Raw genomic sequence first — 26,696 nt, forward strand, 5'->3', positions numbered from 1 at the left:
TTTGTTTTAAGAACAAGGGGAAATGCGAGGGCCATCGCCCTCGCGCTCCCTTTAATGTCTACGTTGCACCACGGGTTCGGCCAAAGAGCTACGTTGCAGCGCCGCAGGCAGGATCTATTGCCTGCGGCGCCTCAGGTGGCGGTGGTGGAGAGGCTGGGCACACCGCTTCGGCGCCACTGATTTATCGTCGGGAGACGTTATGGGAGCGCGAGGGTGTAACACCCTCGCACCTTCTTTTCTTTCTTCCCTTCCCCCAACCTTAAACCAACGCTAAAGCCCGGCCCATCATGAACGACACGACCCGAGATCTGCTGCCCGAGGGGCTTGAGGACCGCCTGCCGCAAGCCACGGCGGCTGCCACGCGCATCACCCGCGCCATCATGGATGTGATGGACGCGCATGGGTATGACCGCGTCCAGCCCCCCAGCATCGAGTTCGAGCAGTCGCTGGCCAGCCGCATGGCGGGCATTCAGTCGCGCCGCATGTTCCGCTTTGTCGATCCGGCCAGCCTGCGGATGATGGCGCTGCGCAGCGACGTGACCCCTCAGGTGGGCCGCATCGCCGCCACGCGCATGGCCGCTCAGGCCCGCCCGCTGCGCCTATGCTACAACGGTCAGGTCCTGACCATCAAAGGCGATGGCCTCGATCCCGTGCGCGAACGCCTGCAGCTCGGCGCCGAGCTGATCGGCAGCGACAGCGTCGCCGCCGCCGCCGAAGTGGTGGCCGTGGCGGTCGAGGCGCTTGCGGCGGCTGGCGCTCAGGGCATTTCGGTCGATTTCACCATGCCCGACCTGATCGATGATCTGGCCACCGGCCCGCTGCCCCTCTCGCCGGAAGCCCGCGATGCCGTGCGCACCGCGCTGGACTCCAAGGATGCTGGCGCTCTGGCGGCGGCTGGCGGTCAGGCCTATCTGCCGCTGCTCTACGCAACCGGGCCTTTGGACAGCGCCATCGAGCGCCTTTCCGCACTGGATGTCGGCGGCGTGCTGGACGAGCGCATCGCCGCGCTGCGCCTCATCGCCGCCCGCGTGGGCGACGCCGCCCGCCTGACCCTCGACCCCACCGAACGCCATGGCTTCGAATACCAGAGCTGGTTCGGCTTCACGATCTTCGCCGATGGGCTGCGCGGCTATGTTGGTCGCGGCGGCACCTATCGCATTCTCGGCCCCGCTGGCGCCGCGCCGGAGCCCGCGACGGGCTTCTCGCTCTATCCCGACCCGCTGATCGCCGCTCTGGCCGCGCAGGAAGCGCCGCGCCCGTTGCTGTTCCTGCCCTTGGGGCATGACGCTGCCGTGGCGGCTGCCCTGCGTGCCGAGTGGCGCACCGTGGCGGCGTTGAGCGACAGTGATGATGCGGCTGCTTTGGGTTGCACCCACCGTTTGGTGGATGGGGCGGTTCAGGAAGTCTGAGAAAAAGGAAGGTGCGAGGGTGTTACACCCTCGCGCTCCCATAACGTCTCCCGACGATAGGGCAGGGGAGCCGAAGCCGTGTGCCCAACCTCTCCACTTGCGCCACCAAAGGCGCCGCAGGCATAAATTCCTGCCTGCGGCGCGGCGAACCAAGTGCAAGGCCGAACCCGAAGCGCAACGCAGACATTAAAGGGAGCGCGAGGGTTATGACCCTCGCATTTACCTCTTCCTACTTCCCGAAAACCTGCTTCAACCATTCATCCACGACAGGCGTGACCTCATAAGTCGGATCGCCCAACCGCTGATTGATCGCCAGATGGCCCATCAGTCCGGTGCCGGGGAAGCCCTGGATTTCCACCGCCGTGCCCGCCGAACGCAAGGCTTCTGCCAACTCCTTCGCCTGAGCCACCCCATCGGGCCGCTGCACATGCAACAGCAGGAAACGCGGCGCGTTGGGCGCCTCGGCATGCAAGGTGGCCGATAGGGCCCTCTGCCGTGCCGGGTCGGTGCCGAAAGCCTCATCGTAGCGCGCGCCCATATAGGCGCCGGAGGTCTCCATCTGCTTGGGGATGTCATAGGCGGCGCCGTCAATGGGGATGACCCCGGCCAGATCGGCGAAGGACAGGCCCTCGGCCTTGAGATAGCTCTCGTCGGTGCCCACCAGCGCCACCAGTTGAGCCCCCGCGCTGTGGCCCATCAGCACGATACGCTGGCGGTCCACACCGAGGCGGTCGGCATCGCGCAGGATGGCTTTCAGGGCGTGGGCGACATCGCTGGCCTGATCTTCCACGCGCGCCTTGGGAACGAGCCGGTAATCCATCGAGGCAAAGGCATAGCCCTCTGCGGTGTAATGCGGGGCTTTCCATGGCCCGGTGGCCGTGTCCTTGCTGCCGCGACTCCATGCGCCACCATGAACGAAAAGCACCAGCGGCGCAGGACCGGCTGGATGCAGTGGCGGGTAGAAATCGTAGGATTGGCCATTGCCATAGGCCAGCGTCTGATGTGGCGGGGCTGGCGGCGCCATGTTGCCCATCGCCTGACGGTTGCGCATCAGCCCGCGCGCCAGCATGCCGGGGCCGAGCATCTGCGCACCCGCAGCCCATGGCAGGATCAGCGCCGCAGCCAGAGCGGCGGCCATCGGCACGGCGGCTTTGCGCATCCTTGATGGCATGATTTTGGCATCTCCCGGCGAACCCATTTTCGCGGCCAATCTATGCGCAAGGCCAGTCTTGCACCAGTACCGGTCTGCTTGGGGTTGACGGCTTTCTCCCGGCCCTCTAACGGCCACCGCGCATATCCGGGCCGCCGCTTTGGCCGCCCGTCTGACCCACCCGCTGCGCCGAGTCCTGTCGAAGGGCGCTTCCGGGTCCACCTGGCAGGGTGAGGGATTCTATCCATGGCAAATGTGACCGTGATCGGCGCCCAGTGGGGCGATGAGGGCAAGGGCAAGATCGTCGACTGGCTGGCCGCGCGTGCGGATGCCGTCGTGCGTTTTCAGGGCGGCCACAACGCCGGCCACACGCTGGTGGTGGGCGAGAAGGTCTACAAGCTCTCGCTCCTGCCTTCGGGCATCGTGACGGGCACGCTCTCGATCATCGGCAATGGCGTGGTGCTCGATCCGTGGCACCTGAAGGCCGAGATCGAGAAGCTGGAAGGCCAGGGCGTTGTCATCAACACCGAGAACTTCGCGATTGCCGAGAACTGCCCGCTGATCCTCTCGGTCCACCGTGAGCTGGACGTGATGCGTGAGGCCGCTGCCGGTTCGGGCAAGATCGGCACCACCGGTCGCGGCATTGGCCCGGCCTATGAGGACAAGGTTGGCCGCCGCGCGATCCGCGTGTGCGATCTGGCCCATCTCGATGCGCTGGAAGCCCAGCTGGACCGTCTGTGCGCGCATCATGACGCGCTGCGCGCCGGTTTCGGCCAGCCTGCGGTCGATCGCGAGGCGCTGCTGAATGAGCTGCGCGAGATTGCGCCTTCAGTGCTGCAATATGCCCAGCCGGTGTGGAAGCGCCTGAATTCGGTGAAGAAAGCCGGCGCCCGCATTCTGTTCGAGGGCGCGCAGGGTGTGCTGCTCGATGTCGATCACGGCACCTATCCGTTTGTGACGTCCTCGAACACAGTTTCGGGCACGGCGGCATCGGGTTCGGGCCTTGGCCCCAGCGCGACCGGCTTTGTGCTGGGCATCGTGAAGGCCTACACCACCCGCGTGGGTTCGGGTCCGTTCCCCACCGAACTGGAGGACGAAACCGGCCAGCGTCTGGGCGAGCGTGGCCATGAATTCGGCACCGTCACGGGCCGCAAGCGCCGCTGCGGCTGGTTCGATGCCGTGCTGGTGCGCCAGTCTTGCGCCATTTCGGGCGTGACCGGCATTGCGCTGACCAAGGTGGACGTGCTCGACGGGCTGGAGAAGGTGAAGATCTGCACCGGCTATCGCCTGAACGGCAAGGTGCTGGATTACTTCCCCGCCCATGCCGCCGATCAGGCCAATGTCGAGCCGATCTATGAAGAGATGGACGGCTGGCAGGGCACCACCGCCGGTGCGCGTTCTTGGGCCGATCTGCCTGCGCAGGCGATCAAGTACATCCAGCGCGTGCAGGAGCTGATCGAGACGCCGGTGGCGCTGGTCTCCACCAGCCCCGAGCGTGAGGACACGATTCTGGTCCGCGATCCCTTCGCCGACTGATTCGCATTTTCTCGAATGCGATGACGCCGCCGTCAGCCCCGTGCTGGCGGCGGCGTTGCTGTATGGGTTTGAGGAAAGTTCCTCATTTTCAACGCATTGAAGAACAATCGCGATGGCTTAATATTTGATCCTAATTTGTTCTTATTCAATCTTGACCAAATCCTATTTTGTTCTAGTTTTATTCTCATCAAGGCGCTGCGGCCTGCTTTACGGCTCAGCCATCGAGGGAGTAAAACGCCCATGTCGAGCCTAAACCCCAGCCATGCCTCACACGCCCGCTTCGCAGGCTTTACCGATGATTTCCCGGACTTTTCCTATGGCCACCCCGCCAATGATGCGGCGGGCTTGCGGCTGAGCGTCTCGGTCTTTGCCGATCGCGGCCATCTGCGCGATGAAATGGGCGAGGATGCCACCAGCGCGGGCTTTCGTCTGGCCGATACGGGGCGTTTGCATGCCGTGCTGGATGGCGCGGCCAGGCCGCTCGGCGATGTGGTGCTGATCGATTGCCCGCAGGTGGATGGCGCGACGATGGCGGCCTTGGCAAGGCTGGATATGCGGGCGGTCCATGTGGGGGCGCAACTGATCGTCTCGACCAGCGTGGAAGCTCTGGACGATGTGTTCGCCGCGCTGGACCAGAGCGATCCGCAGATTCTGGTCGGCCCTAGCCGGGCCGAACGGATCATCGCGCTGGGGCATGTGCTGGCCCGCCTGCCGCAACGGCGTGTGCGCGAACTTTCCGAGGAAGATCGGCTGGTGCTGCTGCGCCTGACCCAGCAGGTGACGCAGATCGCGGAACGGATCGACCGGCTGGGCGGAGGCGCGCCTGCCGCCGCTCCGGCGACGCCTGCGGTGGTTTCTGCCTTCCGCTTTGATACGGCGCCGGGTGATGAGGCTGAGGAGCGCGTGGGGCGCGCCGCGCGTCCGGCGCTGCCCGACCCGCGACTTGTGCGCAGGATCATCAGGCAACGGCAATTGCGGGCGCGGCATTTCGAGGGCGAACTGTTTGCCGATCCGGCGTGGGACATGCTGCTGGATCTGACGGCGGCGCGGGCGGAACATGCGCGTGTGTCTGTCACCAGCCTGTGCATCGCCTCTGGCGTGCCGCCGACGACGGCGCTGCGCTGGATCGGCCAGATGACCGATGCGGGTCTGTTCAAGCGCGTGGAGGATGAAACCGATCGCCGCCGCGCTTTCATCACCCTGACCGACAAGGCGGTGGATGCGATGGCACGCTATTTCGCGGAGATCGACCTCGTTGCGGCGCGGATGAGCTAATACGAAGATTATTACTCGAATAGCGAGATGTTGCGCAATGATCGGGCGCCACCACCATTTCGCCGGAAGACATAATGGAAGCGCGAGGGTGTAACCCCCTCGCATCTGCTCTTCTTCTATATGGCTTTTCTATATTCTATTCGTCTTTCTTTCAGCACGTGTTCACGGATTCGACGCGATGAAGCGCCAAGGAAAGCTCTTCCGAGGTAACCTCTCATGTGGGAGGTAGGCGGGGCTTAAGACCGCTCGCTCCGTTATCGCGGGCGGGCGCATGATCTGGAGAGTGACGATGCGGTGGATGGCGGTTGTCGGTGCAGGTGTTTCGCTCTTTGCGCTGCATGGCGCGGAGGCGATGGCCAAGGATGCGCCGACGCAGGGCTCGGTGGTGCAGCCGGGCAATGCGCAGGGTGATCTGTCGCTCACCATCTACAACAATGATCTTGCGCTGATTCAGGATGTGCGCTCGCTCAACCTGCCACATGGGCATGTGGCGCTGGATTTGCCCGATGTCTCGGCGCGGATCAGGCCTGAAACGGTGACGATTGCGGCGGCGAACACCAGCGTGATCGAGCAGAATTTCGATTATGATCTGCTCTCGCCGCAGCGTTTGCTGGACAAGTCGGTGGGGCAGGATGTCAGCCTGGTACGGACCAATCCGGCTACCGGCGTGGAAACCACCGAGCAGGCCAGGGTGCTGGCCAACAATGGCGGCACGCTGGTGCAGATCGGCAACCGGATCGAGGTGCTGGGGCAGACGGGCGGGCGGCTGGTTTTCCCCGGCCTGCCTGAGGGGCTGAAGGCTCATCCGACCCTGTCGGTCACGCTGGATTCGGGGGCTTCGGGCACGAGGCCGGTGACGCTGAGCTATCTGTCACAAGGTTTTGGCTGGAAGGCGGATTATGTCGCGCTGTTCGATGAAGCGTCGGGCAAGCTGGATGTGCAGGGCTGGGTGACGCTCAACAACAGCACCGGCACGGCGTTCCCGCATGGCAAGGTGCTGCTGGTGGCTGGCAGTGTTGGCGCAGGCGATGAGCCCTCACCGCCGCGCATCTTCCGTGGACGCACGGGGGGGCTGGTCAAGGCGGGCACGCAGAGCGCCAACCGTGAGCAATTGGGCGATTACTACGTCTATCCGATCGATGGGCGGACGTCCGTTGCTGGTATCCAGCAGAAGCAGATCGGTTTTCTGGATGTGAAGGGCGCTCAGGCAGAGCGGGCCTATGTCTTCACCAATGGCTGGCTGGGCAGTCAGGATGAGGCGCAAAGCACGACCACGCAAATGCGCTTCACCAGTTCGCGCGATGGCGGGTTGGGCGATGCACTGCCTGCCGGCACGGTGCGCGTCTATATGCGCGATGCGCGCGGTCAGCCGCAATTTATCGGTGAGGACAACATCGGCCATACGCCGATGGGCAGCAGTGTCGCTTTGGGCATTGGCTCGGCCTTCGATGTGAAGGTGCAGCCGGTGGTCGAGGGGCGTGATCACATCACGGGGGCCGAGTGGGAGCGGGTGGCCAGCTATCGTATCACCGAAGGCGGGGCGCCGCGGATCGTCACGGTCGATCGCACGGTAACCTATTGGCGCACGCGCATGAGCTATCGCCTCACCAACGCCAAATCTGTGCCGGTGACGGTGGAACTGGCTCAGGACGGGTTGGACAATGGCTGGCATGACACCCGCGTTTCGGCGGAAAGTGTGAAGGGAGAGCAGGTCAATGCCGACCGGCGCCTGTGGCGGGTGACGGTGCCTGCCCATGGCGAGGTGAAGCTGACGGCGCAATTCGATACGCGTTACTGACCGAAAGGCTGCAATCCATGCGATGCATGTCTTTGAACAGGTCCGCCGTGGCGGCGCGGGCATTGGTGCGGCGAAACGCGGCGACGGGGTTGCGGCTCGTGTCGCTCGGTCTGGCGCTGGCATGCGGTGTGACGCAGGCCGGGGCGCAGGTCGGGCTTCAGAGCGGAGCGCCGGTGGAGGCTGCAGCGGGGCCCACGGTGGTTTCCGCCGCGCCAGCCAGCGTTGGTGTGACGATCTATCGTAATCCTCATGGCGGGGGCGATGCGGCGCTTCGGCCGGGCGCATGGCTGGGCGGTTATGCGCTGGTCAGCGAGGAGCGGGATGTCGATCTGCCCGCAGGGTCTGCGGTGCTGCGCTTTGAGGGCGTGGCGGCGGGGATGCTGGCGGAAAGCGCCATCATCACCGGTCTGCCCGATGGTGTGCGCGAGAAGAATCTCGATGCTGACCTGCTGTCCCCGCGCAATCTCTACGCGCGGGCTTTCGGCAGGCCGGTCATGCTGCGGCGGCAGCGCCCGGGCGGGCAGGTGACGGAGGAAGAGGCGATCATCCGCTCCGGCCCCGATGGTGCGGCGATCCTGCAGACGCGGCAGGGCTTCGAAGTGGCCAATTGCGGCGGTCTCAAGGATGGCATTGTTTACAATGGCCTGCCTGCGGGGATGAATGCGCGGCCTACGTTTTCGGTGGCAACGCAGTCCGATCATGCACAGCATGTGCGGATTCGCCTGTCCTATCTGGCCTGGGGTTTTGACTGGCGGGCGCATTATGTGCTGGCGCTGCGTCCCGGTGCGCGTGAGGCGGAGATGACCGCCTGGCTGACTCTGGCCAGCAGTGATGACACCAGCTTCCCTCAGGCGCAGGCCGGGGTGGTGGCGGGGCGCCCGAATATGGCGGATGCCCCAACATACAACAACTCCGCCGAACAGTTGGTGATGGCCTGCAATCTCTCTGCTCTGGAGGCGCCGCCACCTCCTCCGCCACCGCCCGCGCCCATGGCCATGATGGCGCCGGCTGAGATCGTCGTCACCTCGGCGCGGCGGATGATGAAGGATGCCTATGTCGCTCAGGCCGAGGCGCTGGGGGATCTGAAATTCTACCGCATTCCGGTGCCGACTTCGGTGTCCGCGCATGGGCAGAAGCAGGTCGCACTGATCGCCGAGCGCCCGGTCAAGTTGGCGCTGATCCATACGGCGACGATCGAGCCGGGGCAGCAAGGCCCGGCGCGGCGCATGGTGCGCTTGCGCAATCGTCGCGAGGATGGGTTGGGGCTGGCTCTGCCCGGCGGGCAGGTCAGCGTGCTGGAAGGGCTGCGCGGTGCACATATCCCGGCGGGTGAGGGGCATATGGCTGACAAGGCCGAGGGCGAAACCGTGGATATCCAGCTCGAAGAATCGCCTCAGGTGCAGCTGAATGCGGTTGTCACGCGGGACAGCGTGCAACAGGGGCGCAGGCGGCAGGTGGTGCGGCTCAGCGTGACCAATGCCAACCGCTGGCCTGTCCGTTTCGAGGGCAAGCTGGCGCTGGACGAGGATCAGGCTGTGGCGTCGAGTTCGGCACGGCTGGGGCGCAAGGATGGTTTGCCGCTGTGGGAGACATCGATCCCGGCTCAGGGGCGGGTGGTGCTGACCTATGTTCTGGCGGATAAAACGCCAGTCGCTGGACGCTAAGGCGGCAATCCATAGGGCGGGGCCAGCAGTCAGTTTGCTGTATGGTGTTGGTGCCAAAGCGGGGTGTGCCCCCCGTCGAGCCAGCCACTCATCTCTGGCGGCGGCATAGGGGGCGGTGGCATGCGAAAAGGGGGACGGGTGTAAACCCGTCCCCCTCTGTCTGATCACGCCAGCGTGGCGCTGTCGATCACGAAGCGATAGCGCACATCGCCCTTCAGCATGCGATCATAGGCCTCGTCGATCTCGCTGGCCGCGATCATCTCGATGTCCGAGGTGATGTCATGCTCGGCGCAGAAATCGAGCATTTCCTGCGTTTCGGCAATGCCGCCGATCAGCGAACCGGCGATCGAGCGGCGGCCGAAGATCAGGTTGAACACCGTCGGGCTGGGGTGAGGATGTTCCGGCGCGCCCACCAGAGTCAGCGTGCCGTCGCGCTTGAGCAGGCCCACGAAGGGGTCCAGATTGTGCGAGGCGGCCACCGTGTTCAGGATGAAATCGAAGCTGCCGGCATGGGCCGCCATCTCGTCCTCATTCTTCGAAACGATCACCTCATGCGCGCCCAAGGCCAGCGCGGCCTCACGCTTGCTCTCGCTGGTGGTGAAGGCCACGGTGTGAGCGCCCAGCGCGCGGGCCAGCTTCACGCCCATATGGCCCAGGCCACCGATGCCCACGATGCCGACCTTCTTGCCAGGGCCCGTGTTCCAGTGGCGCAGCGGCGACCAGGTGGTGATCCCGGCGCAGAGCAGCGGCGCGGCGGCGGCCAGCTGTTCGGGTTTGTGGCTGACGCGCAGCACGAAGTTTTCGCTCACCACGATGGCTTCGGAATAGCCGCCCAGCGTGTGACCCGGCGCATCCTTGGTGGCGCCATTGTAGGTGCCGATAAAGCTGCCCTCGCCGGTGCAATATTGCTCCAGCCCTTCGTCGCAACTGGGGCAGTGCTGGCAGCTGTCGACCATGCAGCCCACGCCCACGGTGTCGCCCACCTTGAATTTGGTGACATGCTCGCCCACGGCGGTGACATGGCCGACGATCTCATGGCCGGGCACGCAGGGGTACAGCGTGCCGCCCCATTCGCTGCGCGCGGTGTGCAGATCGGAGTGGCAGACGCCGCAATAGGCGATCTTGATGGCGACATCATGCGCGCCGGGCTCGCGGCGGGTGATGGCAAGGGCTTCGAAGGGTTTGTCTGCGGCATAGGTGCCGAGCGCCTTGACGGTCATGGGGGGATCTTCCTGTCGAAGGTGGGGGGAGGAGCGCCCTGTGTAGGCCATCGCCATTATCGCGATAATATGCCAATTGCGGCATGAACCTATGAGCCGGGCGCATGAATGCGCTGTCCCTGAAAGAGTTTGCATCCATGCAGCAGGCCGACCACCACGAATTGCGCGCCTTTCTGGCCGTCGCGCGTGAGCGCAGCTTTACCCGCGCCGCCGCGCAGATGGGCCTGTCGCAATCGGCGCTGAGCCGCTCGATCGCCAATCTGGAGGCGCGGCTGGGGGTGCGTCTGCTCAACCGCACCACCCGCAGCGTGGCGCCGACGGCGGCGGGCGAGCGGCTGGCCACCGGCCTCGTGCCCCATTTCGAGGGGATCGAGGCGCAATTGGCGGCGCTGGGCGATGTGCGCGAAAGGCCCGCGGGGCTGGTGCGGATCACCGCTGATGAAAGCGCGGCGCAATGCCTGTTGTGGCCTGCTCTGGCGCGTTTCCTGCCCGATTATCCCGATGTGGAGGTTGAGGTGGTGGTGGACAATGCGCTGACCGATATCGTGGCGGCGGGGCTGGATGCGGGGGTGCGCTCGGGCGATATCATCGACCGCGACATGATCGCCGTGCCGATCGGCGAGGACCAGCGCATGGCCGCCGTCGCCTCTCCCGCCTATCTGGCCGGGCGCAGCCTGCCGCGCCATCCGCGCGACCTGACCGAGCACAGTTGCATCAACATCCGCCTGGCTACGCTGGGCGGCCTCTATGCCTGGGAGTTCGACCGGGACGGGCGCGAGATGCGGGTGAGGGTGGGCGGGCAGCTGACCTTCAACACCTCCGATCTGGTGGTGAAAGCCGCGCTGGATGGCTTCGGCATTGCCTTCCTGCCCGAATGCCAGCTGATGGAGCCTATCGCGGCGGGGCGCCTGATCCGCCTGCTGGAGGATTGGTGCGAGCCCTATCCGGGCTATCATCTTTATTACCCGAGCAGCAGGCAGGTCTCGCCCGCGCTGCGGGTGGTGATCGATGGATTGCGGCTTGTGCGCAGATCTGTGAGTGCGCGCGATACGGTTGGGGATTGACGCGGCGCGCGAAAGGCAGCAAGAGCGCCGCTTCCCGGACCTGGAAGCCAAGGCTTTCAGACTTTGGGGGCGATTAGCTCAGTTGGTAGAGCGCTTCCTTTACACGGAAGATGTCGGCGGTTCGAGCCCGTCATCGCCCACCATCGGATTTTCAATAAAATCAGATGTTTGCATGATGGCGGCCCGGGCGGGCCTGCCTCTTATGTCTCGTGCAGATAGCGATCCAGCGCTGTGGTCTTCACCAGTGCGACAGGCTCTTGCCAGCCTTCTTGCAGAGTCACGGTGGTTTCGGCCAGCTTGCGGTTGGTTCTCGTGGTAAAGCGCACCTGCGCCGGGCTGGTGGTCTCGGCCACAGAGGCGGGTTGGCCCGCCAGCCGATAGGAGATCGTCGCCATGCAGGACAGGCGGTGATGCGATAGGCCCTGTTCGCCCTGCCGCTCGACAGAGGTTTCGATCAGCAGCAGCGGCTTGTTGCGCAGATCGTCCAGCTGCTGGAACAGGCTGGCTTGTCCATCCCCCAGCCGCTGGCGCTGGGCAAAGCCCGGCGTGTGGCGCGCCTCGGTCAGGGCGCGGCCATAGATCTGGTCGAGCAGGGCAATCTTGACCTCGGGGGCGTCGCAGGAGGGAGCCTCTCCCGCGATGGCGCTCAGCAGGCCGGAGGCCCTGATGCTGGCGGGCAGCAGCGCACTTGCCAGCAGGCCCATGCCGCAGATCATCATCACTTTCATGGGGGCTGTCTCCTTCCTGCCGCCTGAAAGGGAAGGATACGCCATAGGGGTCAAGCATCGCTTGCGGGCGCATCAGGGCCCATTCCCTAGGGCGCCGGTAAGGCCGGGGATACGGCCAGAGCGCGGCAGGGCGCCGCTGGGCCAAGCCAAAGCGGACGCAACATCGCGGTTTCTCACGCGTTTCGACATGAAACGTGTGGGGGAGAACGCATGCAGATTGCCCATGGACTGGCTGGAATCTTTCTTGCTCTGACGCCGGTGGCCGCTTTGGCCCAGAGCGATGCTGCTCCCCAGACTCCCCCCCAGAGCGCCTCGCCACCCGAGAAAAATGTGCTCGAAGGCAATTACCTGACCATCGGCGGCGGCGCGGTGATCGGGCCCAGCTATGAGGGCTCGAACAATTACGTCGTCTTTCCCATTCCTGCGATCCAGGGGAAGGTGGCGGGCGTGGCGATCAACCCGCGCGCCGGCGGTGTGGCGCTGGATTTCGTGCCCGATCCCAAGGGGGCGAAGGTGGGCTTCATGCTCGGCCCCACGGCCACCTATTCCGCCAACCGCGATCGCCATATCGCCGACCCGGTGGTGCGCGCCGCCGGGCGGCTGGACGCCGATCTGGCGGTGGGGGCCAGCACCGGGGTGACGCTTTACCGGGTGCTCGACAAATATGACAGCCTGTCGGCGGCGGTGGATGTGAAATGGGATGTGCATGGGCCGCATGGCGGCATGCAGATTTCGCCTTCGGTGAGTTATCTCACGCCGCTCAGCAAGGCGCTGGTGGTGGCGCTGTCGGTCTCGGCCAAGCATGTGAATGATGATTACGCCGATTATTACTATTCGGTCTCGCCCGCGCAGAGCTTTGCCAGCGGGCTGCCGCTCTATCGCGCGAAGGGCGGCTGGGCCAGCGTGGGGGCGACGATGGTGGTGGGCTATTCGCTCTCGGGCGATTTGCGCAAGGGTGGTTTCTCGCTGGTGGGGATCGCGGGTTATTCGCGGCTGCTGAATGACGCCAGCGACAATCCCTATACCTCGATCCGCGGCTCGCCCACACAGCTGGTGGGCGGCGCGGGAATCGCCTTTACCTTCTGATCACTGCACCAGTCGGGCCGACTGCACGGCCATGGCGAAGAGCGTGTTGAGCGCGGCAGAGACGTCGCCATCGGTGGAGACGGTCTGCATCAGATAGGTGCCGTCGGTGTTCTGGGTGGCGCATTGCTGAAGCATCGACTGGACCTGCGGGACATTCGTGGAGGCAATCGAGTTGAAACTGGTGTTTCCAGTGTAGTTGATCGTTTCAGGAATGTACTGCGTGTAAAGGATCGCGATGCGCGAATATTTCTTGATCGCGGTGCATGCATTGATGTTGCTTGTGGTCAGCTGGGTGACACCGTCAGTGGCGTTGCTCGACATGCCATCGGTGATGATGATCAGCACGCTCTGTGGTGATGCCGTGGTGCCCAGCCCCTTGCTTTGAGGCAGGATGGTGCTTTGCAAGGCGGCAAGTGTCGTGTTGAAATCGGTGTCCTTGTTGTTGGTTGTGCTGACCGTGCCGGTCGCGCTGTCCGCCCATTGGATGTTCGCGGGCAGCAAGGGCACATGGTTGGTGTCGCCCAGCGAGGGAAAGGTCAGATTCTGCAATGTGGAGACGGACGTCATCGTGCCGAATTGCTGATCGGCCTTGATCTTGGCATAGGTTTGGCCCAGCGCCACCGGACTGCCCAGATTGAAGGTGAAGAACTGCATCTGATAGGTCGGCGGGCTGCTGGTTTTCGCATATTGCTGCTGCACGCCATAGGCATAGGTGATCAGGTTGGCCGCCGCGCTCTGTTCGGCATCGGTGCGCAGCGAAATCGTGCCGCCACCCGGATAGACGGTGCTGTAATTCTTCACCAGCCAGAAGGTGTCGGGAAAGTTGACCGAGGGCGTGTAGGTCTTGGTGCTGGTCGATGTCGAGGTGACGGGCTGACCTTTTTTATTGGTCGTCGTGGTCGTCGTTGTGGTCACCACATCATAGGACAGCGTTGCGGGATTGGCAGCGCTGTAGAGGCTGGAATTGTATCCGGTACAATAGGTCATCACCTTGGTGCTGCTGACCGAATATTTGACGTAGTTGGACCAGACTGCGGTGGCGGTGACATTCGCATTGGTGCCCAGCGGATTGCCATTGCTGTCATAGACGCTGTTGTCAGTGCAGGATACGCGGAAGAAGGGTGTGTTGTTGTTGTCCGTGCTGGGGCTGTTGTTGATGTAGATGGCGTATTTCTTGGCGTCGATCACATAGACGCCACCGTTCCATGCCTGCATATCGTTGGAATGGCAGGCAAAGTCGCAGCCATCCGTGCGCGTGCTGCCTCTGCTCAGAACGGAAGGTTCACCGCTCCACCAGGCTGCCGCCGTCAGATTGGCGATGCCGCTGCTGGTGGTGGGCAGCAGCATGGAGGGCGAGGTGTCCATCGCGATGTAGAAATTGATGCTGGGCGGCGCCGAGGCGCTGGCCACCGATGTGCCGCCGATGGTCAGATTGGCCATCTTCAGAATGGCGCCGAAGATGTTGGTCGAGGTGGCGGTGTAGGTGAAGGTGGTCTTGCGCAAGGTGGCCAGACTGCCTCCCGCCGTATCGTTCACATTGGCATGGCGCGACACCACGGTCAGGCCGGACAGCCCTTTGATCTGCTCGTCGAACATCGTTTCAGCGGCGGCCTCCACCTGCGTGTCATCGGTGATGCTCAGCAGCGTGGGGTCCACCGTGGCCAGAGCGGCGGCATCGGCTGCGGCATCCAGCTTGGTCTGCAGCCTTTGCGCGCGGGCGTAATCGATGCCGAAACCCACCGCCACCATCAGCAAGGGAATCGCCGCCCCTGTCATCAGCAGCACATTGCCGCGCCGGTCGGCACGCAAGCGGCGGAAGAAGGCAACCAGGCGATCCGGCAGGTGAAGGGGCAAGGGGGGCATCGGGGGGAGGCGCCTTTTTTCGGGGAAGCGTCAGTTGAGCCGGGGGCTCATGTAAATCTGGTCGGCCATGGTGCTGCCCATGTTCTGCAGATAGGTGATCACCGGTGTGTAGGTGTAGGCCGCCTGCCCATAGAACAGATAGGCCCCGGCGGTGCCTGCCACGCCGGTGGCGCAGGCATTGCTGGTTGTCGGCACCATGGGCGAGCTGATCACGCCGGCCGGCACCGAGACCACCGAGCCGGCAGTCAGCGTGGGCGTGGCGGTGGTGCTGCCGGTCTGGGCCTGGCTCCACACCACATAGGCGTGGGACGTGTCACAGACCCGCAATTGCGCGATCTGGACGGCAGCCTTGCTGGTGTCGAAGGGGCTCATCACCAGCTGGGCGCTGCTCATATAGGTGGTGACGGTGGTGGTGGCCGGCGCGCTGGTGGGCGAGATGCTGCGGCTGGCCAGATCGGTCAGCGCGCGCGTGGTAGCAGTGACCTTGCGATAGCAGGAGATCATGTCCGACAGCACATAGCTGCCCACGAACAGCGTGATCAGCACGGGCAGCACAATGGCGAATTCCACCATCGCCACGCCGCTTTCATTCTGCGCGAGCCGCCTCAGCATGTCTTGGCCACTCCGGTGGAATCGAGAGGGCACAGATATTGCTCGACGGTGAAGGTGTAGGTCGCCAGGATCAGGCGGTTGTTGCCATAGGGCTGGTTGACGAAATTGAGCCCCAGCGGTCCGGCCACGGTGGGCCACAGATAGGCCAGCTGCATGATCACCAGACGGCCCTGCGTGCTGCCGATGCCGTCGCTGCCGGTGGTCTTGCCGTCGCAGCTGACCGTACCGAAGCCGGCGCTGGTGCCGGTGACCTGCTGGGAGGTCTTGTCATAGGTGTAGGTTGGCACGGTGATGGTGGGCGCGCTGCAACTGGTGGGCACCACCTGCACATTCACTGTCAGCCGGTTGCAGCTCAGAAAGGGCGGCAGGGAGCCGGCGTAGGAGACGGCGGTGTTGTTGGCATCCGTGCCGGAAATGCCGTTGCAGACCGCGCTCTTGAAATCGCTGGCTGCGACGCCGGGATTGCTCTGGCCGGAGAGGGTGAGGCTCTGCACCGCGCCGGTCATCACCAGGCGTGAGGCATTCTCCACCGCGCTTTCCAGCCCCTGCTGGGCCAGATAGATCAGCGCTATGTGGAGAATACCCAGCACCAGCGCAATAAAGGCCGGGGCCACAAGCGCGAATTCCATCGCCACGCCGCCCTCCTGAGCCTGAGGCAGGCGCACCAGCCGCCGCCGGACCCGCCGCCCGAATTCCTTTGCGAATTCAGGCAGGCGTCGGGCGATTCGCAAACCGGGTTGGGGGGCAGGCCGGGGAAGCGTCATGCCACCCCGATAGGAGGATATCTGCAAATATACGGTTAAGGCGGTGGAAGGTTTTCAAGGCCTTTGACGCCTGCCGCGCCGGCTCACCCCGCCAGATGCAGCAGGGCGATCACCAGCGCGAAAAGCGGATAGAGCAGCCCCATGCCCGCCAGCAGCCAGCGGCTGATCGCGCCGCGCGTAAAGGCCACTGCCATGATCAGGATGGCGGTCATGGTGGCGGCGGCAGCCACCAGCAGAGGGGCACTCAGGTGCCAGGGGGTGAAGAACAGGCCCAGCGCGGTGGGGATCGTCGCCTGGATCATCATTGCGCCCGAAATGTTGGCCAGCGCCAGGCGGTACTTGCCCTGCCTCACCCAGATCACGGCGTTCATCGTCTCGGGCAGCTCGGTGGCGATGGGGCTGAGCAGCAGCGCCAGCAATTGCGGACGCAGGCCCAGCGCGGGGCCCAGATGCTCAAGCTGGGCCACAAAGGTGCGCGAGGCAAAGAAGATCACCACCAGCGCGGCCAGAGTCTGGATCAGCGCCATGGCGGTGGCAGGCTCGGCGCGGCCCGGCTGGAACTTCAGGGGCTCCAGCTCTTCCTCTTCATCCTCGCTCTCGCCGGAGATTTCCTGACGGACATAGAAGGCATAGGCGGCAAGGAAGGCGAGACCCAGCCAGGGCTTCCACGCAAAGACCAGCACGCCCAGCAGGATCTTGGCGGCGAAGATCGCCATAAACCAGACCTGATCCTTGCTCAGGCGCCTGAACTCCTCACGCACGGCGGCGGTGACGGGCAGATGGCGCCCGCACAGGATCAGCGAAAAGCCCACGGTGGCATAGGCAATGGTGGACAGCGCCAGAGGCCCGCCCAGCGCCGCGCCCACGCCCAGTTCCTTGGAGGCGGCGCCCGCGCCAAAGGCCACGGCCACCAGCGTCACCACGCTTTCAGGCAGCGCCGTGCCGAAAGCGGCCAGAATGGTGCCGGTGGCCTTTTGCCCAACTGCCATCTTCTGGCCGACCCATTCCACGCCGTTCACGAAGAACTCGCAGGCCAGATAGATCACCACGGCTGACCCCAGCAGCAGGGCGATGTTCGGCCAGATGGCCAACAAGGTCGCGGACATGAACGCATAACTCCGGGGCCGGGTGACAGAACGCATGAATGCAGCCCATGCCCGGCCCGGACACGCGCTCATTCATGGTCTCGTCAAGCCGGTCAGGCCGTGCGCGCCATGGCTGGAAGCCAAGTGTGTTGACGCGAACCCCGCATATGAAAAAGCGCGGGCGACTACTCCCCAGGAAGCGGGGCGCATCTGCCTTGGGGGGGATGGTTTGTCAAGGTGGCGCGCATGGGGATGCCGTAATCGGTTGACGCCGGGGTCTGATGCCGGTTGAAGCCGCTGATCAACCGGAGAGGACCACAACGCAATGGGCAGGCAGGCAGGCATGGCGGATGCGATCCTCGATGCGCTGGAGGCGCGCGGCGGGCGCTGCCTTGTCGGCATTCCCGATCCGGCCTTCCTGACACTGTTCCAGCGCGCCGAGCAGCGCGGCTTCACGCTGATCTCGCCTCATCACGAGGCGGCGGGCGGCTTTATGGCCGAGGCCGCCGCGCGCCTGACGGGCAAGTCTGTGGCGGTGGCGCTCTCGCCCGGGCCGGGGGTGGCCAATGCGCTGCCCGCCATGGCCTGTGCTTTGGCGGAGAAGGCCCCGGTGCTGTTTCTGGGCGGCGCGCGCGGCGCTTTGCGCGAACCGCATCTGCGCGGTCGTTTCCAATATGGCGACCAGATGGCGATGGTGGCGGGCGTGGTGAAGCATGCCGCGCGGATCGAAAACGCGCATGATGCGCGCCAGACCATCACGCAGGCGCTGGATGTGGCGCTGTCGGGCACACCCGGCCCGGCCTATCTCGATTGCGCATTCCCGGCGATGCTGGGGCAGGCCGAGGATGCGATCCTGCCCTTGCCCGCGCCCGTTGCCCCCGCGTTACAGGCCCTGCAACAGGCGGTGCACTTGCTGGAACAGGCGAAGGCACCGATGCTGCTGGTTGGCCATGGGCTGAGCACGGCGGCGCGCGTGGCCGCTGGCGCTCTGGTGCAACGGCTGGGGTGCCCGGTGGTGCTGACGCCCGGGGCTTCGGCACTGCCCGGGGTGGGGGCGCTTTGTTTCCCTTATGCTTTCTCCCCGGTGGCCGCAGAGATCATCGCCCAGTCCGATCTGGTGCTGGCCGTGGGCACGGCGCTGGGTGAGGCGGTGCATTTCGGTCGCCGCCGCCATTGGAAAGCTGGCGACGAGGCGCGCCGCTGGATCGCCATCACAACGGATCAGGAGGGTCTGGAAGCCAATCGCCCTATCGATCTGGTCCTGACCGGTGAGGCGGAACTGACCCTCCGCATGGTGGAGCAGCAGCTTCCCAAGCTGAATACGAGGGTCGATCTGTCCGCCTGGCAGCAGGCCGAGGCGGCGCGCATCGCCGCATGGGATGAGGTGGCGCGCAGTCATCCCGCCGCCCCCATCCATCCCGCCCGGCTGGTCAGCGAGGCGATGGCCGTCCTGCCGCCCGAAGCGCTGCTGGTGCGTGACGGCGGGGCAGGGGTGCTGTTCCAGCTGTCGCGCGGCGGGGCGCATGAGGGCGGTGTGCTGTGGAGCCGTGCCTTTGCTCATCTGGGCACCGGCCTGCCCTATGCCATTGGCGCTCTGGCGGTGGAACAGGCGATGGGTTTGGCGCCGCGTCCGGCATGGTTGCTGACGGGCGATTCAGCGCTGCTGTTTCATATCTCTGAATTGGAAACGGCGGTGCGGCTGGGGCTGAAGATCGTCTGCGTGGTCGCCGCGGATCACCAATGGGGGCTGGAAGCGGCGGCCTATCGCCAGCAATCGGGCGAAGAGGCTCCACGCCCCGGCACGCTATGGAGCAAGGCGACGCGCTTTGACCGCATCGCTCAGGGCTTCGGCGCCGAGGGGCTCTATGTGGAGCATGCTTCGGATTTGCCCGCTGCCTTTGCCGCAGCCAAGGCAGCGCAAGGTCCGGTGGTGATCCATGTGGCGGTGGATGCGCAGGCCAATGGCCGCGATCTGCCCGGCTGGGCCGAGCTGGCCAGCTGGTACTCCGATGGGATGATGCCCCCGCGCTGATGGCTCGGCACGGGGGGCAGTGGGGGAGGTCAGCCCTGCTTTGGCGTCTTTTCCTTGGGCGGCAGGCGATAGGGCACGAAGTCGTTCAGCCCCACCGTGCCGCGCCAGAAGCCGCCGCTGCGGTCATGCAGCTGCACGATATCGAGGCGGCACAGCTGGCTGCCCCAGGTCTTGGTGACCAGAATATCGTCGTCATTCAACTGGTCGGGCCATTGCGGGCGGTTGACGTAATAGACGCCGGCACCCGCCGAATAGACGATGGCCGTCTTGTCGATGATGGTGGTGTTGGTGGCGTCCATCAGATTGATGCAGCTGACCGGTTTGCCCGCCACGCGGTTGCCCAGCATTTTGGTGAGCTGCTGCTCGCCCGTCAGCTGTTCGCGGGCCGAGGCGGGCTGGGCCAGCAGCAAGGCGCCTGCCGAGCAGGCCATCAATGCGCGGGCGAAAGTTGAGCGGTTCATGGTTTTGTGACCTTTCAAAACGGCGGGGGGAGACCGCATTCAAGGCCGGGGCGGGTCGCCGTCTCGGTCGTGTTTCTTTTCCGCCTTTGTGCCTACACCGTCAATGCTGAATGAGGGCTGAAAAGGCGCGGATTTACGCGTTTCCGCCGCCCGCCTCAGGCGGTGCCGCCCGCCTCAGGCGGTGCCGCCCACCGTCAGCGCCTCGACCAGCACGGTGGGCTGGCCCACGCCCGCCGCCACCGACTGGCCGCCCTTGCCGCACAGGCCAATGCCCTCGTCCAGCTCCATATCATTGCCCAGACCCAGCACGCGGGTCAGCACCGAGGGGCCGTCGCCGATCAGCGTGGCGCCCTTGATCGGCGCGCCCAGCTTGCCGTTCTCGACGCGATAGGCCTCGGTGCAGGAGAAGACGAATTTGCCGCTGGTGATGTCGACCTGACCGCCGCCGAAGCTCTTGGCGAAGATGCCGTTCTTCACGCGGCTCAGCAGTTCGGCGGGATCGTCATTGCCCGCGCGCATATAGGTGTTGGTCATGCGGGGCATGGGGGCATGGGCGAAGCTTTCGCGGCGACCGTTGCCGGTGGGTTCCATGCCCATCAGCCGGGCGCTGAGGCGGTCATGGATATAGCCCTTGAGGATGCCGTCCTCGATCAGCACATTTTCCTGAGTCGGCGTGCCCTCGTCATCGATGGAGAGCGAGCCACGACGGGCATGGATCGAGCCATCGTCCACCACGGTGACGCCCGGTGCGGCGACACGCTCGCCGATGCGGCCCGAGAAGGCGCTGGTGCCCTTGCGGTTGAAATCGCCCTCCAGCCCGTGGCCCACGGCCTCATGCAGCAAGATGCCGGGCCAGCCGGGGGCCAGCAGCACCTGCATCTCGCCAGCGGGGGCGGCGACGGCCTCCAGATTGACCAGCGCCTGACGCAGTGCATCGTCGATGCCGCGATTCCACACGGCGGGATCGAACAGATCGTCGTAGAGATAGCGACCGCCCATGCCGAAGCTGCCGCTCTCACGCCGTCCGTTCTGTTCGGCGACGATGGAAATGTTCAGGCGCACCAGCGGGCGAATATCGGTGATGGGCTCCGCGTCGGGGCGGACGATTTCCACCACGCTCCAGCTGGCCGTCAGATGCGCTGTCACCTGCGCCACGCGCGGGTCGCGGGCGCGGGCGGCGGCATCGATGGTTTCGAGCAGCGCCACCTTGCGGGCAAAGTCGATCCCGTCGAGCGGCGAGGCATCGGTGTAGAGATGGCGGTTGGTGCGCGCGGGTGGCGCTGCCAGCGGGCCCTTGGCCGGATCGAGCAGGCTGAGCGTTTCCCCGGCGCGCGCGATGGCGGCGGCGGAAATCTCATTGGCATGGGCAAAGCCGGTCATCTCGCCCGAAACGCCGCGCAGGCCAAACCCCGCGTTGCGGCTGTAATCGGCGGTTTTCAGCCGTCCATCGTCGAAGGTGAAGCTTTCCGAGGCGACGAATTGCAGGAACAATTCGCCATCGTCGCAGGCGCTCAGGGTCTGGCGGGCCAGTTTGCGCGCCTCTTCAGGGGAAAGCTGGCCGGAACGGTACAGGAGCGAGCGAGGGTCGGCGGAAGAGGTCATCACGCCGATATAGGCTTGGCAGGCCTGCCGCGCCAGTGGGCAGGCCCGTCGTTTCAGTGGATCAGTGAGCGACGCTTAGTGAGCGTTTTCGGCCAGCACGAAGCGCTTGTCGCAATAGGGGCATTCAACGAAGCCCTTCTCGTCGATCTCCAGATAGACCTTGGGGTGGCCCAGCGCGGAGGGCGTGTAGCCCCCGGTGCTGCGGATGGCGGTCGCCCCGTCGCAGCTGACGCGGTGGGAGTGAGTGGTGACGGTTTCGGGCTGCGTGCTCATGACCCATGCCGATAGCAGCAGGCGCGGGCCATTTCCACCGTCATTTGGTCGTAAAAAGAAGCAGCGAAGTGATCAGAAAATCCGCCCGCCCGGCACAATTCTGGTGAGTTGCGCCATGTATGCGGCTTGCATGCCCTTTCAATCCGTTAAGGTTCACGCTCTGTTAAGCTGGTGGCGGGTCTGTACCGCGCGGGGCGGGGGACATGAAGTTGTAATGATTGCCCGCTGCAAGGGATCCCATGGCCGTTTCTCAAAAGCCGATGCTGATCTGTGACCTGACCCAGAGCTATGCCCCCACGGGCGGCGGCGGGGTTGGCACCTATATGCGCGAAAAGCAGCGCCACATCCTCGAACGCACCAACCATCGCCTGCTGCAGATCGTGCCGGGCGAGCACGACCGCGTGGTAGAAAAGGGGCGCCATATCTGGGTCGAGGTCGGCGCCAAACAGGTGCGCGGCAGCCCCAATTACCGCTTTATCATGCGCACCGGCGCCGTGCGCGAAGTGCTGGAGCATTACCGCCCCGATGTGATCGAATCGCTCTGCCCCTGGGTGCTGCCCTGGACGGCGATCCATTACGCCCGCGCTCACCCGGCAACCGCGCTGGTGGCGGGATATCACACCGATTTTCCCAATGTGCATGTCCACCGCGTTGCCTCCGACATGTTCGGGGCGAAGCTGGGCTATGCGCTCAAGCAGGTCAGCGTGGCCTATGCCAATGTGACCTATCGTCTGTTCGACCGGCTCTATGCCCTCAACGAGCCGGTCAAGGCGCAGCTGAGCGAATGGGGTATCCATCACGTCAATGTGCTGTCCTTGGGTGTGGATACGCATCGCTTCGATCCCGTGCGCCGCGATCCCTCCCTGCGCGCAGCGCTGGGGCTGGGGGCGCCGCATTTCCCCGACCATGGCCCGCTGCTGGCTTACGCCGGCCGCATCGACAATGAAAAGCGCGCCGACCGCCTGATCGAGATGTTCCGCCAGCTGCCTCCCGAGATGGGCGCCGCCATGGTGATGTTCGGCGATGGCAAGCTGCGCGATAAGCTGATTTCCGAAACCCAGGGCCTGCCCATCGCTCTGCCCGGTTTCGTGGATGACCGCGATATGCTGGCGCGTGGCCTGGCCTCCGCCGATATCTATGTCTCGGCCATGGCCGATGAGACCTTCGGCATCTCGGTGATCGAGGCTCAGGCCAGCGGTCTTCCGGTGGTCGGTGTTGCCTCGGGCGCCATGCCCGCCCGCGTGCCCGCCGGGCTGGGCCTGCTGGCGCCGGTGGACGATATGGCCGCCATGGCCCGCCATGTGCAGACCGTCTGGGCGCGCGGCGCCCGCGAGATGGGCGTGGCCGCGCGTGAGCATGTCGCCAGCCGCTTCAGTTGGGAGCGGACGTTCAACCAGCTGATCGGCGATGTTTATCCGGCAGCCTTGGCGCGTGCGGAGCGTCGGGTCGGGGCGCGGCGGGGTTGGCTGGTTCCGGCTCCGGCTTTTGCTCGGGTTATGGGGTAGTCAAGGGAAGGAAGATGCGAGGGGGTTACCCCCTCGCGCTCCCATGACGTCTTCCGACGAGAGGGTGGTGGCGCCGAAGTGGCGCGCCCAGCCTCTCCACCTGCGCGATCTAAAGCGCCGCAGGCAGGCAACGCCCGGTGCAACGGGTTGGCTTGGCGATTTCAGAGCCTGCGGCGCGGCAATCTGGGCGCTTTGGCCGAACCCGATGCGCAACGCAGACACTAAAGGGAGCGCGAGGGTTATGACCCTCGCATTTCCCACTTCAAACCTTCTTCCCCTTCCCGACAGCCCGCCTTAAAGAGCGCCCATGACCAACGCCCCCGCCATTGCCATCCGTGATCTCGTCAAGCGCTATGCCCCGGCAGGAGAGGGCGAGGGCAAGCTGGCGCTCAAGGGCGTCAGTTTCGATGTCCCTCAGGGGCAGATCTTCGGGCTTTTGGGCCCCAATGGCGCGGGCAAGTCCACGCTGATCAACACGCTGGCGGGGCTGGTGATGAAGACCAGCGGCACCGTCAACATCTGGGGTTTCGACATTGACGAGCAGCGCCGCAACGCCTCTCGCGCGATCGGCATCGTCCCTCAGGAAATCGTCTTCGACCCCTTCTTCACCCCGCGTGAGGTGCTGGAGAATCAGGCTGGTCTCTATGGCATCGAAAAGGGTGACCGCATCAGCGACGCCCTGCTGGAGGCCGTGCATCTGGCCGACAAGGCCCATGCCTATGCCCGCACCCTCTCGGGCGGTATGAAGCGCCGCCTGCTGGTGGCCAAGGCGATGGTCCACACGCCCCCGGTGCTGGTGCTGGACGAGCCCACGGCGGGCGTGGACGTGGAGCTGCGCCGCCAGCTGTGGGAGCTGGTCAAGCAGCTCAACGATGAGGGCGTGACGGTGGTGCTGACCACCCATTACCTTGAAGAGGCCGAGGCGCTGTGCGACCGCATCGCCATCATCAACCATGGCGAGCTGATCACCAACAAGCCCACGCGCGAGCTGGTCGATATGGCCCGCGAGAAGGTGGTGGTGGTGACGGTGGACCGCGATCTTGGGCCGGACGGTCTGGCGGCCTCCGATGCGCGCCTCACGAAAAGCGCCGTGGTGGGCGAGCGCATGATCGAGATCACTTACGACAAGGACCGCACCAATGCGGGCGAGGTTCTGGCGCTGGTGCAGGGCCAGGGGCTGGGCATTGTCGATGTTTCCACCCGCGAGGCCGATCTGGAAGACGTCTTCGTCAGCCTGACCAGCAAGGCCTGACAGGGCGTTCAGCGCCGCGCGGTTTGCAGGCCCTGAAGCACGCTTTCGTCTGTCGTCTTGCGCCAGCCGCCCTTGCGCTTTCTGTGGATGGCGCATTCGCAGGAGCGGCAGGTGGCGATGAATTGCGTTCCGTCCCATTTCACCCGGCTGCGGCGGGGAATGTGACGACCGAACAGGCAAAGAGACAGGCGCAGAACCATGGGCGGCAACTCCACATAAGGGGCAGGCGGAGCCGTGGGGCTGCTCCTGGCCTGACCGTGAGCGAAGAACTCTGGTGCAAAGGGAATCAGGTAATTCCCGTAATGTTAACGCATGCTGGACATACGGGGAAGGGGAGGGGCTGGAAAATAGGGATTAGGCCCCGGAATTCTGCGGTTTTTTATTCGGTTTTTAAGGGTTAACGGCGGTGTTTCAAAAGCATGCTCACCGGCCCGGCTGATCCTTAAAAAGCACAGAAGGATTGATGCCGCGCGCCGATGCCTGCATGGCAGCGCAGCGAAATGCAGGGAGAGGCAGTCGATGATGGCCGATGTGATCGTGGTGGGCTCTGGAGCAGCCGGTTTGACGGCGGCGCTGGCGCTGGCGCAGCGGCTCAAGGTGCTGGTTCTGGCCAAGGGCTCGCTCACCGGCGGATCGACCGCCTGGGCACAGGGCGGCATCGCCGCCGTGCTCGATGCCGGCGACACGTTCGAGAACCATATCAGCGACACGATGGTGGCGGGCGCCGGGCTCAACCGGCAGGAGACCGTCGAATTCGTGATCGAGCGCGCGCCCCATGCCATCGACCGGCTGATCGAGCTGGGCGTGCCTTTCAACATGGAGGACGACCACCTCCATCTGACGCGCGAGGGCGGCCATTCGCATCGCCGGATCGTCCATGTCGATGATGCCACGGGCTGGGCGGTGCAGTCGGCGCTGCTGAAAGCCGCGCAGGATCATCCCAACATCACCCTGCTGCCGGGGCGGTCCTGCATCGATCTCATCACCGGGCGGCACGAGATGCGCTATTCGGGCTCAGGCCGGGTCTGGGGCGTCTATGCGCTGGATGAGGCCACAGGCCATGTGGAAACGCACACTGCCCGCGCCACCATTCTGGCGACGGGCGGGGCCGGGCGCGTCTACCAGTTCTCCACCGCGCCGCGCGGCGCCACCGGGGACGGCATTGCCATGGCCTGGCGCGCGGGCGCGCGCGTCGGCAATATGGAGATGATGCAGTTCCACCCCACCTGCCTCTACAACCTTGAGGTCAAGAACTTCCTCATCACCGAAGCGGTGCGCGGTGAGGGCGGGCGGCTGATCAACCCGCGCACCGGCAAGCGCTTCATGCCCGATTATGACGAGCGCCTTGAACTGGCTCCGCGCGATATCGTGGCCCGCGCCATCGATGCCGAAATCAAGCGCGATGGTCTCGATTACGTCCATCTCGACATCAGCCATATGCCCGAGGATTTCGTCCGCCACCATTTCCCCAACATCTATGACAAGCTGCTGGGCCTGGGCATCGATATGACCAAGCAGCCGATCCCGGTCGTGCCCGCGCAGCATTACACCTGCGGCGGGATCATGATCGATCTGGATGGCCGCACCGATCTGCCGGGTCTCTATGCCGCAGGGGAATGCACCGAGAGCGGGCTGCATGGGGCGAATCGTCTGGCGTCGAACTCGCTGCTGGAGTGTTTCGTCTTCGGCGAGGCCGCCGCCGCCGATATCCTCGACCACTGGGATGCCTTCGATGTGCCCCCGCCGGTGCGCGCATGGGACGAGAGCCGCGTTTCCGATTCCGATGAAGAGGTCATCATCAAGCAGAACTGGACCGAGATCCGGCGCTTTATGTGGAACTATGTCGGCATCCAGCGCAGCACAAAGCGGCTGGAGCGCGCGGCTCACCGCATCAAGATGCTGTTTGACGAGGTGGAGGACTATTACGGCCACTTCCGCGTCAGCACCGATCTGATCGAGCTGCGCAACCTGCTGCAGAGCGCCGATCTGATCGTGCGCTCGGCCCTGAGGCGGCATGAGAGCCGGGGGCTGCATTGCACGCGCGATTATCCGCAGACTCTGGACGAGGCTTTGGATACGGTTCTGGTGCCTTAAGGGGATTGAGAAGGGAAGATGCGAGGGGGTTACCCCCTCGCGCTCCCATAACGTCTTCCGGCGATAGGGCAGTGGTGCCGCATCGGTGTGCCCAGCCTCTCCACCTGTACAATAAGGCGCCGCAGGCAGGGGCAGTTTCGCCCCCATCATGGCATAAAAGCCTGCGGCGCTGCGACCTTTGCTCTGCTGCCGAACCCGTGGCGTGACGTGGACATTCATGGGA

22 protein-coding genes, 1 tRNA gene and 1 riboswitch are annotated in these 26,696 nt (G+C 64.7%); of the genes, 12 read left to right on the forward strand and 11 right to left on the reverse strand.

Annotated elements, in window-relative coordinates; genetic code table 11:
- Positions 1 to 287: 287 nt before the first annotated feature.
- The gene (locus HGK27_RS02345) at positions 288 to 1,409 is read left to right on the forward strand and encodes an ATP phosphoribosyltransferase regulatory subunit (protein ID WP_206238434.1); all 1,122 of its coding nucleotides are present in this window, start codon (positions 288 to 290) and stop codon (positions 1,407 to 1,409) included.
- Between the two features lie 229 nt (positions 1,410 to 1,638).
- Here the strand turns inward: HGK27_RS02345 and HGK27_RS02350 are convergent, their stop codons facing one another.
- Positions 1,639 to 2,568 (reverse strand): alpha/beta hydrolase, encoded by a 930-nt coding sequence (locus HGK27_RS02350; protein ID WP_241126797.1) that lies wholly within the window; start codon positions 2,566 to 2,568, stop codon positions 1,639 to 1,641.
- 237 nt (positions 2,569 to 2,805) lie between these two features.
- Between HGK27_RS02350 and HGK27_RS02355 the strand changes: the two genes are divergently transcribed.
- From HGK27_RS02355 to HGK27_RS02370, 4 genes are all read left to right on the forward strand, one after another.
- The gene (locus HGK27_RS02355) at positions 2,806 to 4,095 is read left to right on the forward strand and encodes an adenylosuccinate synthase (protein WP_206238436.1); all 1,290 of its coding nucleotides are present in this window, start codon (positions 2,806 to 2,808) and stop codon (positions 4,093 to 4,095) included.
- A gap of 240 nt (positions 4,096 to 4,335) precedes the next feature.
- Positions 4,336 to 5,370, forward strand: a complete 1,035-nt coding sequence (locus tag HGK27_RS02360; RefSeq protein ID WP_206238437.1) for a winged helix DNA-binding protein — start codon at positions 4,336 to 4,338, stop codon at positions 5,368 to 5,370.
- A 289-nt stretch (positions 5,371 to 5,659) separates the two neighbouring features.
- The gene (locus HGK27_RS02365; RefSeq protein WP_206238439.1) at positions 5,660 to 7,168 is read left to right on the forward strand and encodes a DUF4139 domain-containing protein; all 1,509 of its coding nucleotides are present in this window, start codon (positions 5,660 to 5,662) and stop codon (positions 7,166 to 7,168) included.
- 26 nt (positions 7,169 to 7,194) lie between these two features.
- On the forward strand, positions 7,195 to 8,832 hold the full coding sequence (locus HGK27_RS02370) for a DUF4139 domain-containing protein (RefSeq protein ID WP_206238441.1): 1,638 nt from the start codon (positions 7,195 to 7,197) through the stop codon (positions 8,830 to 8,832).
- Between the two features lie 164 nt (positions 8,833 to 8,996).
- Here the strand turns inward: HGK27_RS02370 and HGK27_RS02375 are convergent, their stop codons facing one another.
- Positions 8,997 to 10,052, reverse strand: a complete 1,056-nt coding sequence (locus HGK27_RS02375) for an NAD(P)-dependent alcohol dehydrogenase (protein ID WP_206238443.1) — start codon at positions 10,050 to 10,052, stop codon at positions 8,997 to 8,999.
- Positions 10,053 to 10,189: 137 nt separating this feature from the next.
- On the opposite strand from HGK27_RS02375, the gene HGK27_RS02380 reads away from it, so the two are divergent.
- A complete protein-coding gene (locus HGK27_RS02380) occupies positions 10,190 to 11,116 on the forward strand; it encodes a LysR family transcriptional regulator (RefSeq protein ID WP_206242727.1) in 927 nt (308 codons plus the stop codon).
- 67 nt (positions 11,117 to 11,183) lie between these two features.
- Positions 11,184 to 11,259, forward strand: a tRNA-Val gene (locus HGK27_RS02385).
- Positions 11,260 to 11,316: 57 nt separating this feature from the next.
- Here HGK27_RS02385 and HGK27_RS02390 read toward each other — a convergent pair.
- Entirely contained in the window at positions 11,317 to 11,844 is a 528-nt protein-coding gene (locus HGK27_RS02390) for a hypothetical protein (RefSeq protein ID WP_206238444.1), read from the reverse strand.
- Positions 11,845 to 12,054: 210 nt separating this feature from the next.
- Here HGK27_RS02390 and HGK27_RS02395 point away from each other — a divergent pair, with 210 nt between their 5' ends.
- Positions 12,055 to 12,930 carry a MipA/OmpV family protein gene (locus tag HGK27_RS02395; protein ID WP_206238446.1) on the forward strand — a complete coding sequence of 292 codons (876 nt, stop codon included), beginning with the start codon at positions 12,055 to 12,057 and terminating at the stop codon, positions 12,928 to 12,930.
- On the opposite strand, the gene HGK27_RS02400 is transcribed toward HGK27_RS02395, so the two are convergent.
- From HGK27_RS02400 to HGK27_RS02415, 4 genes are all read right to left on the reverse strand, one after another.
- On the reverse strand, positions 12,931 to 14,793 hold the full coding sequence (locus HGK27_RS02400) for a TadE/TadG family type IV pilus assembly protein (RefSeq protein WP_206238447.1): 1,863 nt from the start codon (positions 14,791 to 14,793) through the stop codon (positions 12,931 to 12,933).
- Positions 14,794 to 14,823: 30 nt separating this feature from the next.
- Positions 14,824 to 15,405, reverse strand: coding sequence for a TadE/TadG family type IV pilus assembly protein (locus HGK27_RS02405; protein ID WP_206238449.1), 582 nt, complete (start codon positions 15,403 to 15,405; stop codon positions 14,824 to 14,826).
- Complete coding sequence (locus tag HGK27_RS02410) at positions 15,399 to 16,169, reverse strand: TadE/TadG family type IV pilus assembly protein (RefSeq protein WP_206238451.1); 771 nt, start codon at positions 16,167 to 16,169, stop codon at positions 15,399 to 15,401. Before HGK27_RS02410 ends, HGK27_RS02405 begins: the two co-directional genes overlap by 7 nt.
- 83 nt (positions 16,170 to 16,252) lie before the next feature.
- Positions 16,253 to 17,275 (reverse strand): sodium:calcium antiporter, encoded by a 1,023-nt coding sequence (locus tag HGK27_RS02415; protein ID WP_206238453.1) that lies wholly within the window; start codon positions 17,273 to 17,275, stop codon positions 16,253 to 16,255.
- A 15-nt stretch (positions 17,276 to 17,290) separates the two neighbouring features.
- Positions 17,291 to 17,460, reverse strand: a riboswitch (yybP-ykoY riboswitch).
- A 137-nt stretch (positions 17,461 to 17,597) separates the two neighbouring features.
- Here HGK27_RS02415 and HGK27_RS02420 point away from each other — a divergent pair.
- On the forward strand, positions 17,598 to 19,286 hold the full coding sequence (locus HGK27_RS02420; protein WP_206238454.1) for a thiamine pyrophosphate-binding protein: 1,689 nt from the start codon (positions 17,598 to 17,600) through the stop codon (positions 19,284 to 19,286).
- Positions 19,287 to 19,315: 29 nt separating this feature from the next.
- On the opposite strand, the gene HGK27_RS02425 is transcribed toward HGK27_RS02420, so the two are convergent.
- The 3 genes from HGK27_RS02425 to HGK27_RS02435 form a co-directional block, all read right to left on the reverse strand.
- Entirely contained in the window at positions 19,316 to 19,747 is a 432-nt protein-coding gene (locus HGK27_RS02425; RefSeq protein ID WP_241126799.1) for a hypothetical protein, read from the reverse strand.
- A 174-nt stretch (positions 19,748 to 19,921) separates the two neighbouring features.
- Complete coding sequence (gene tldD, locus HGK27_RS02430) at positions 19,922 to 21,349, reverse strand: metalloprotease TldD (RefSeq protein WP_206242730.1); 1,428 nt, start codon at positions 21,347 to 21,349, stop codon at positions 19,922 to 19,924.
- A gap of 75 nt (positions 21,350 to 21,424) precedes the next feature.
- Complete coding sequence (locus HGK27_RS02435; RefSeq protein ID WP_206238456.1) at positions 21,425 to 21,622, reverse strand: zinc-finger domain-containing protein; 198 nt, start codon at positions 21,620 to 21,622, stop codon at positions 21,425 to 21,427.
- A 239-nt stretch (positions 21,623 to 21,861) separates the two neighbouring features.
- Between HGK27_RS02435 and HGK27_RS02440 the strand changes: the two genes are divergently transcribed.
- Together HGK27_RS02440 and HGK27_RS02445 are read left to right on the forward strand one after the other, a co-directional pair.
- Positions 21,862 to 23,127 carry a glycosyltransferase gene (locus HGK27_RS02440; protein WP_206238458.1) on the forward strand — a complete coding sequence of 422 codons (1,266 nt, stop codon included), beginning with the start codon at positions 21,862 to 21,864 and terminating at the stop codon, positions 23,125 to 23,127.
- A gap of 307 nt (positions 23,128 to 23,434) precedes the next feature.
- Entirely contained in the window at positions 23,435 to 24,379 is a 945-nt protein-coding gene (locus HGK27_RS02445) for an ABC transporter ATP-binding protein (RefSeq protein WP_206238460.1), read from the forward strand.
- 8 nt (positions 24,380 to 24,387) lie between these two features.
- Here the strand turns inward: HGK27_RS02445 and HGK27_RS02450 are convergent, their stop codons facing one another.
- Positions 24,388 to 24,579 (reverse strand): hypothetical protein, encoded by a 192-nt coding sequence (locus tag HGK27_RS02450; RefSeq protein ID WP_206238462.1) that lies wholly within the window; start codon positions 24,577 to 24,579, stop codon positions 24,388 to 24,390.
- 319 nt (positions 24,580 to 24,898) lie between these two features.
- On the opposite strand from HGK27_RS02450, the gene nadB reads away from it, so the two are divergent.
- A complete protein-coding gene (gene nadB / locus HGK27_RS02455; RefSeq protein WP_206238464.1) occupies positions 24,899 to 26,473 on the forward strand; it encodes an L-aspartate oxidase in 1,575 nt (524 codons plus the stop codon).
- Positions 26,474 to 26,696: the final 223 nt, after the last annotated feature.

It is taken from the genome of Novosphingobium terrae (assembly GCF_017163935.1).
Classification (GTDB): Bacteria; Pseudomonadota; Alphaproteobacteria; order Sphingomonadales; family Sphingomonadaceae; genus Novosphingobium; species Novosphingobium terrae.

What these genes read in the sequence shown, in the direction of transcription:
- HGK27_RS02355 (WP_206238436.1), top strand. Translation starts at nt 2,806, where the DNA reads ATGGCAAATGTGACCGTGATCGGCGCCCAGTGGGGCGATGAGGGCAAG.
- tldD (WP_206242730.1), bottom strand. Translation starts at nt 21,349, where the DNA reads ATGACCTCTTCCGCCGACCCTCGCTCGCTCCTGTACCGTTCCGGCCAG.
- HGK27_RS02350 (WP_241126797.1), bottom strand. Translation starts at nt 2,568, where the DNA reads ATGCGCAAAGCCGCCGTGCCGATGGCCGCCGCTCTGGCTGCGGCGCTG.
- HGK27_RS02395 (WP_206238446.1), top strand. Translation starts at nt 12,055, where the DNA reads ATGCAGATTGCCCATGGACTGGCTGGAATCTTTCTTGCTCTGACGCCG.
- HGK27_RS02380 (WP_206242727.1), top strand. Translation starts at nt 10,190, where the DNA reads ATGCAGCAGGCCGACCACCACGAATTGCGCGCCTTTCTGGCCGTCGCG.
- HGK27_RS02370 (WP_206238441.1), top strand. Translation starts at nt 7,195, where the DNA reads ATGTCTTTGAACAGGTCCGCCGTGGCGGCGCGGGCATTGGTGCGGCGA.
- HGK27_RS02450 (WP_206238462.1), bottom strand. Translation starts at nt 24,579, where the DNA reads ATGGTTCTGCGCCTGTCTCTTTGCCTGTTCGGTCGTCACATTCCCCGC.
- HGK27_RS02375 (WP_206238443.1), bottom strand. Translation starts at nt 10,052, where the DNA reads ATGACCGTCAAGGCGCTCGGCACCTATGCCGCAGACAAACCCTTCGAA.
- HGK27_RS02360 (WP_206238437.1), top strand. Translation starts at nt 4,336, where the DNA reads ATGTCGAGCCTAAACCCCAGCCATGCCTCACACGCCCGCTTCGCAGGC.
- nadB (WP_206238464.1), top strand. Translation starts at nt 24,899, where the DNA reads ATGATGGCCGATGTGATCGTGGTGGGCTCTGGAGCAGCCGGTTTGACG.
- HGK27_RS02425 (WP_241126799.1), bottom strand. Translation starts at nt 19,747, where the DNA reads ATGAACCGCTCAACTTTCGCCCGCGCATTGATGGCCTGCTCGGCAGGC.
- HGK27_RS02400 (WP_206238447.1), bottom strand. Translation starts at nt 14,793, where the DNA reads ATGCCCCCCTTGCCCCTTCACCTGCCGGATCGCCTGGTTGCCTTCTTC.
- HGK27_RS02405 (WP_206238449.1), bottom strand. Translation starts at nt 15,405, where the DNA reads ATGCTGAGGCGGCTCGCGCAGAATGAAAGCGGCGTGGCGATGGTGGAA.
- HGK27_RS02435 (WP_206238456.1), bottom strand. Translation starts at nt 21,622, where the DNA reads ATGAGCACGCAGCCCGAAACCGTCACCACTCACTCCCACCGCGTCAGC.
- HGK27_RS02410 (WP_206238451.1), bottom strand. Translation starts at nt 16,169, where the DNA reads ATGACGCTTCCCCGGCCTGCCCCCCAACCCGGTTTGCGAATCGCCCGA.
- HGK27_RS02415 (WP_206238453.1), bottom strand. Translation starts at nt 17,275, where the DNA reads ATGTCCGCGACCTTGTTGGCCATCTGGCCGAACATCGCCCTGCTGCTG.
- HGK27_RS02420 (WP_206238454.1), top strand. Translation starts at nt 17,598, where the DNA reads ATGGCGGATGCGATCCTCGATGCGCTGGAGGCGCGCGGCGGGCGCTGC.
- HGK27_RS02345 (WP_206238434.1), top strand. Translation starts at nt 288, where the DNA reads ATGAACGACACGACCCGAGATCTGCTGCCCGAGGGGCTTGAGGACCGC.
- HGK27_RS02445 (WP_206238460.1), top strand. Translation starts at nt 23,435, where the DNA reads ATGACCAACGCCCCCGCCATTGCCATCCGTGATCTCGTCAAGCGCTAT.
- HGK27_RS02390 (WP_206238444.1), bottom strand. Translation starts at nt 11,844, where the DNA reads ATGAAAGTGATGATGATCTGCGGCATGGGCCTGCTGGCAAGTGCGCTG.
- HGK27_RS02440 (WP_206238458.1), top strand. Translation starts at nt 21,862, where the DNA reads ATGGCCGTTTCTCAAAAGCCGATGCTGATCTGTGACCTGACCCAGAGC.
- HGK27_RS02365 (WP_206238439.1), top strand. Translation starts at nt 5,660, where the DNA reads ATGCGGTGGATGGCGGTTGTCGGTGCAGGTGTTTCGCTCTTTGCGCTG.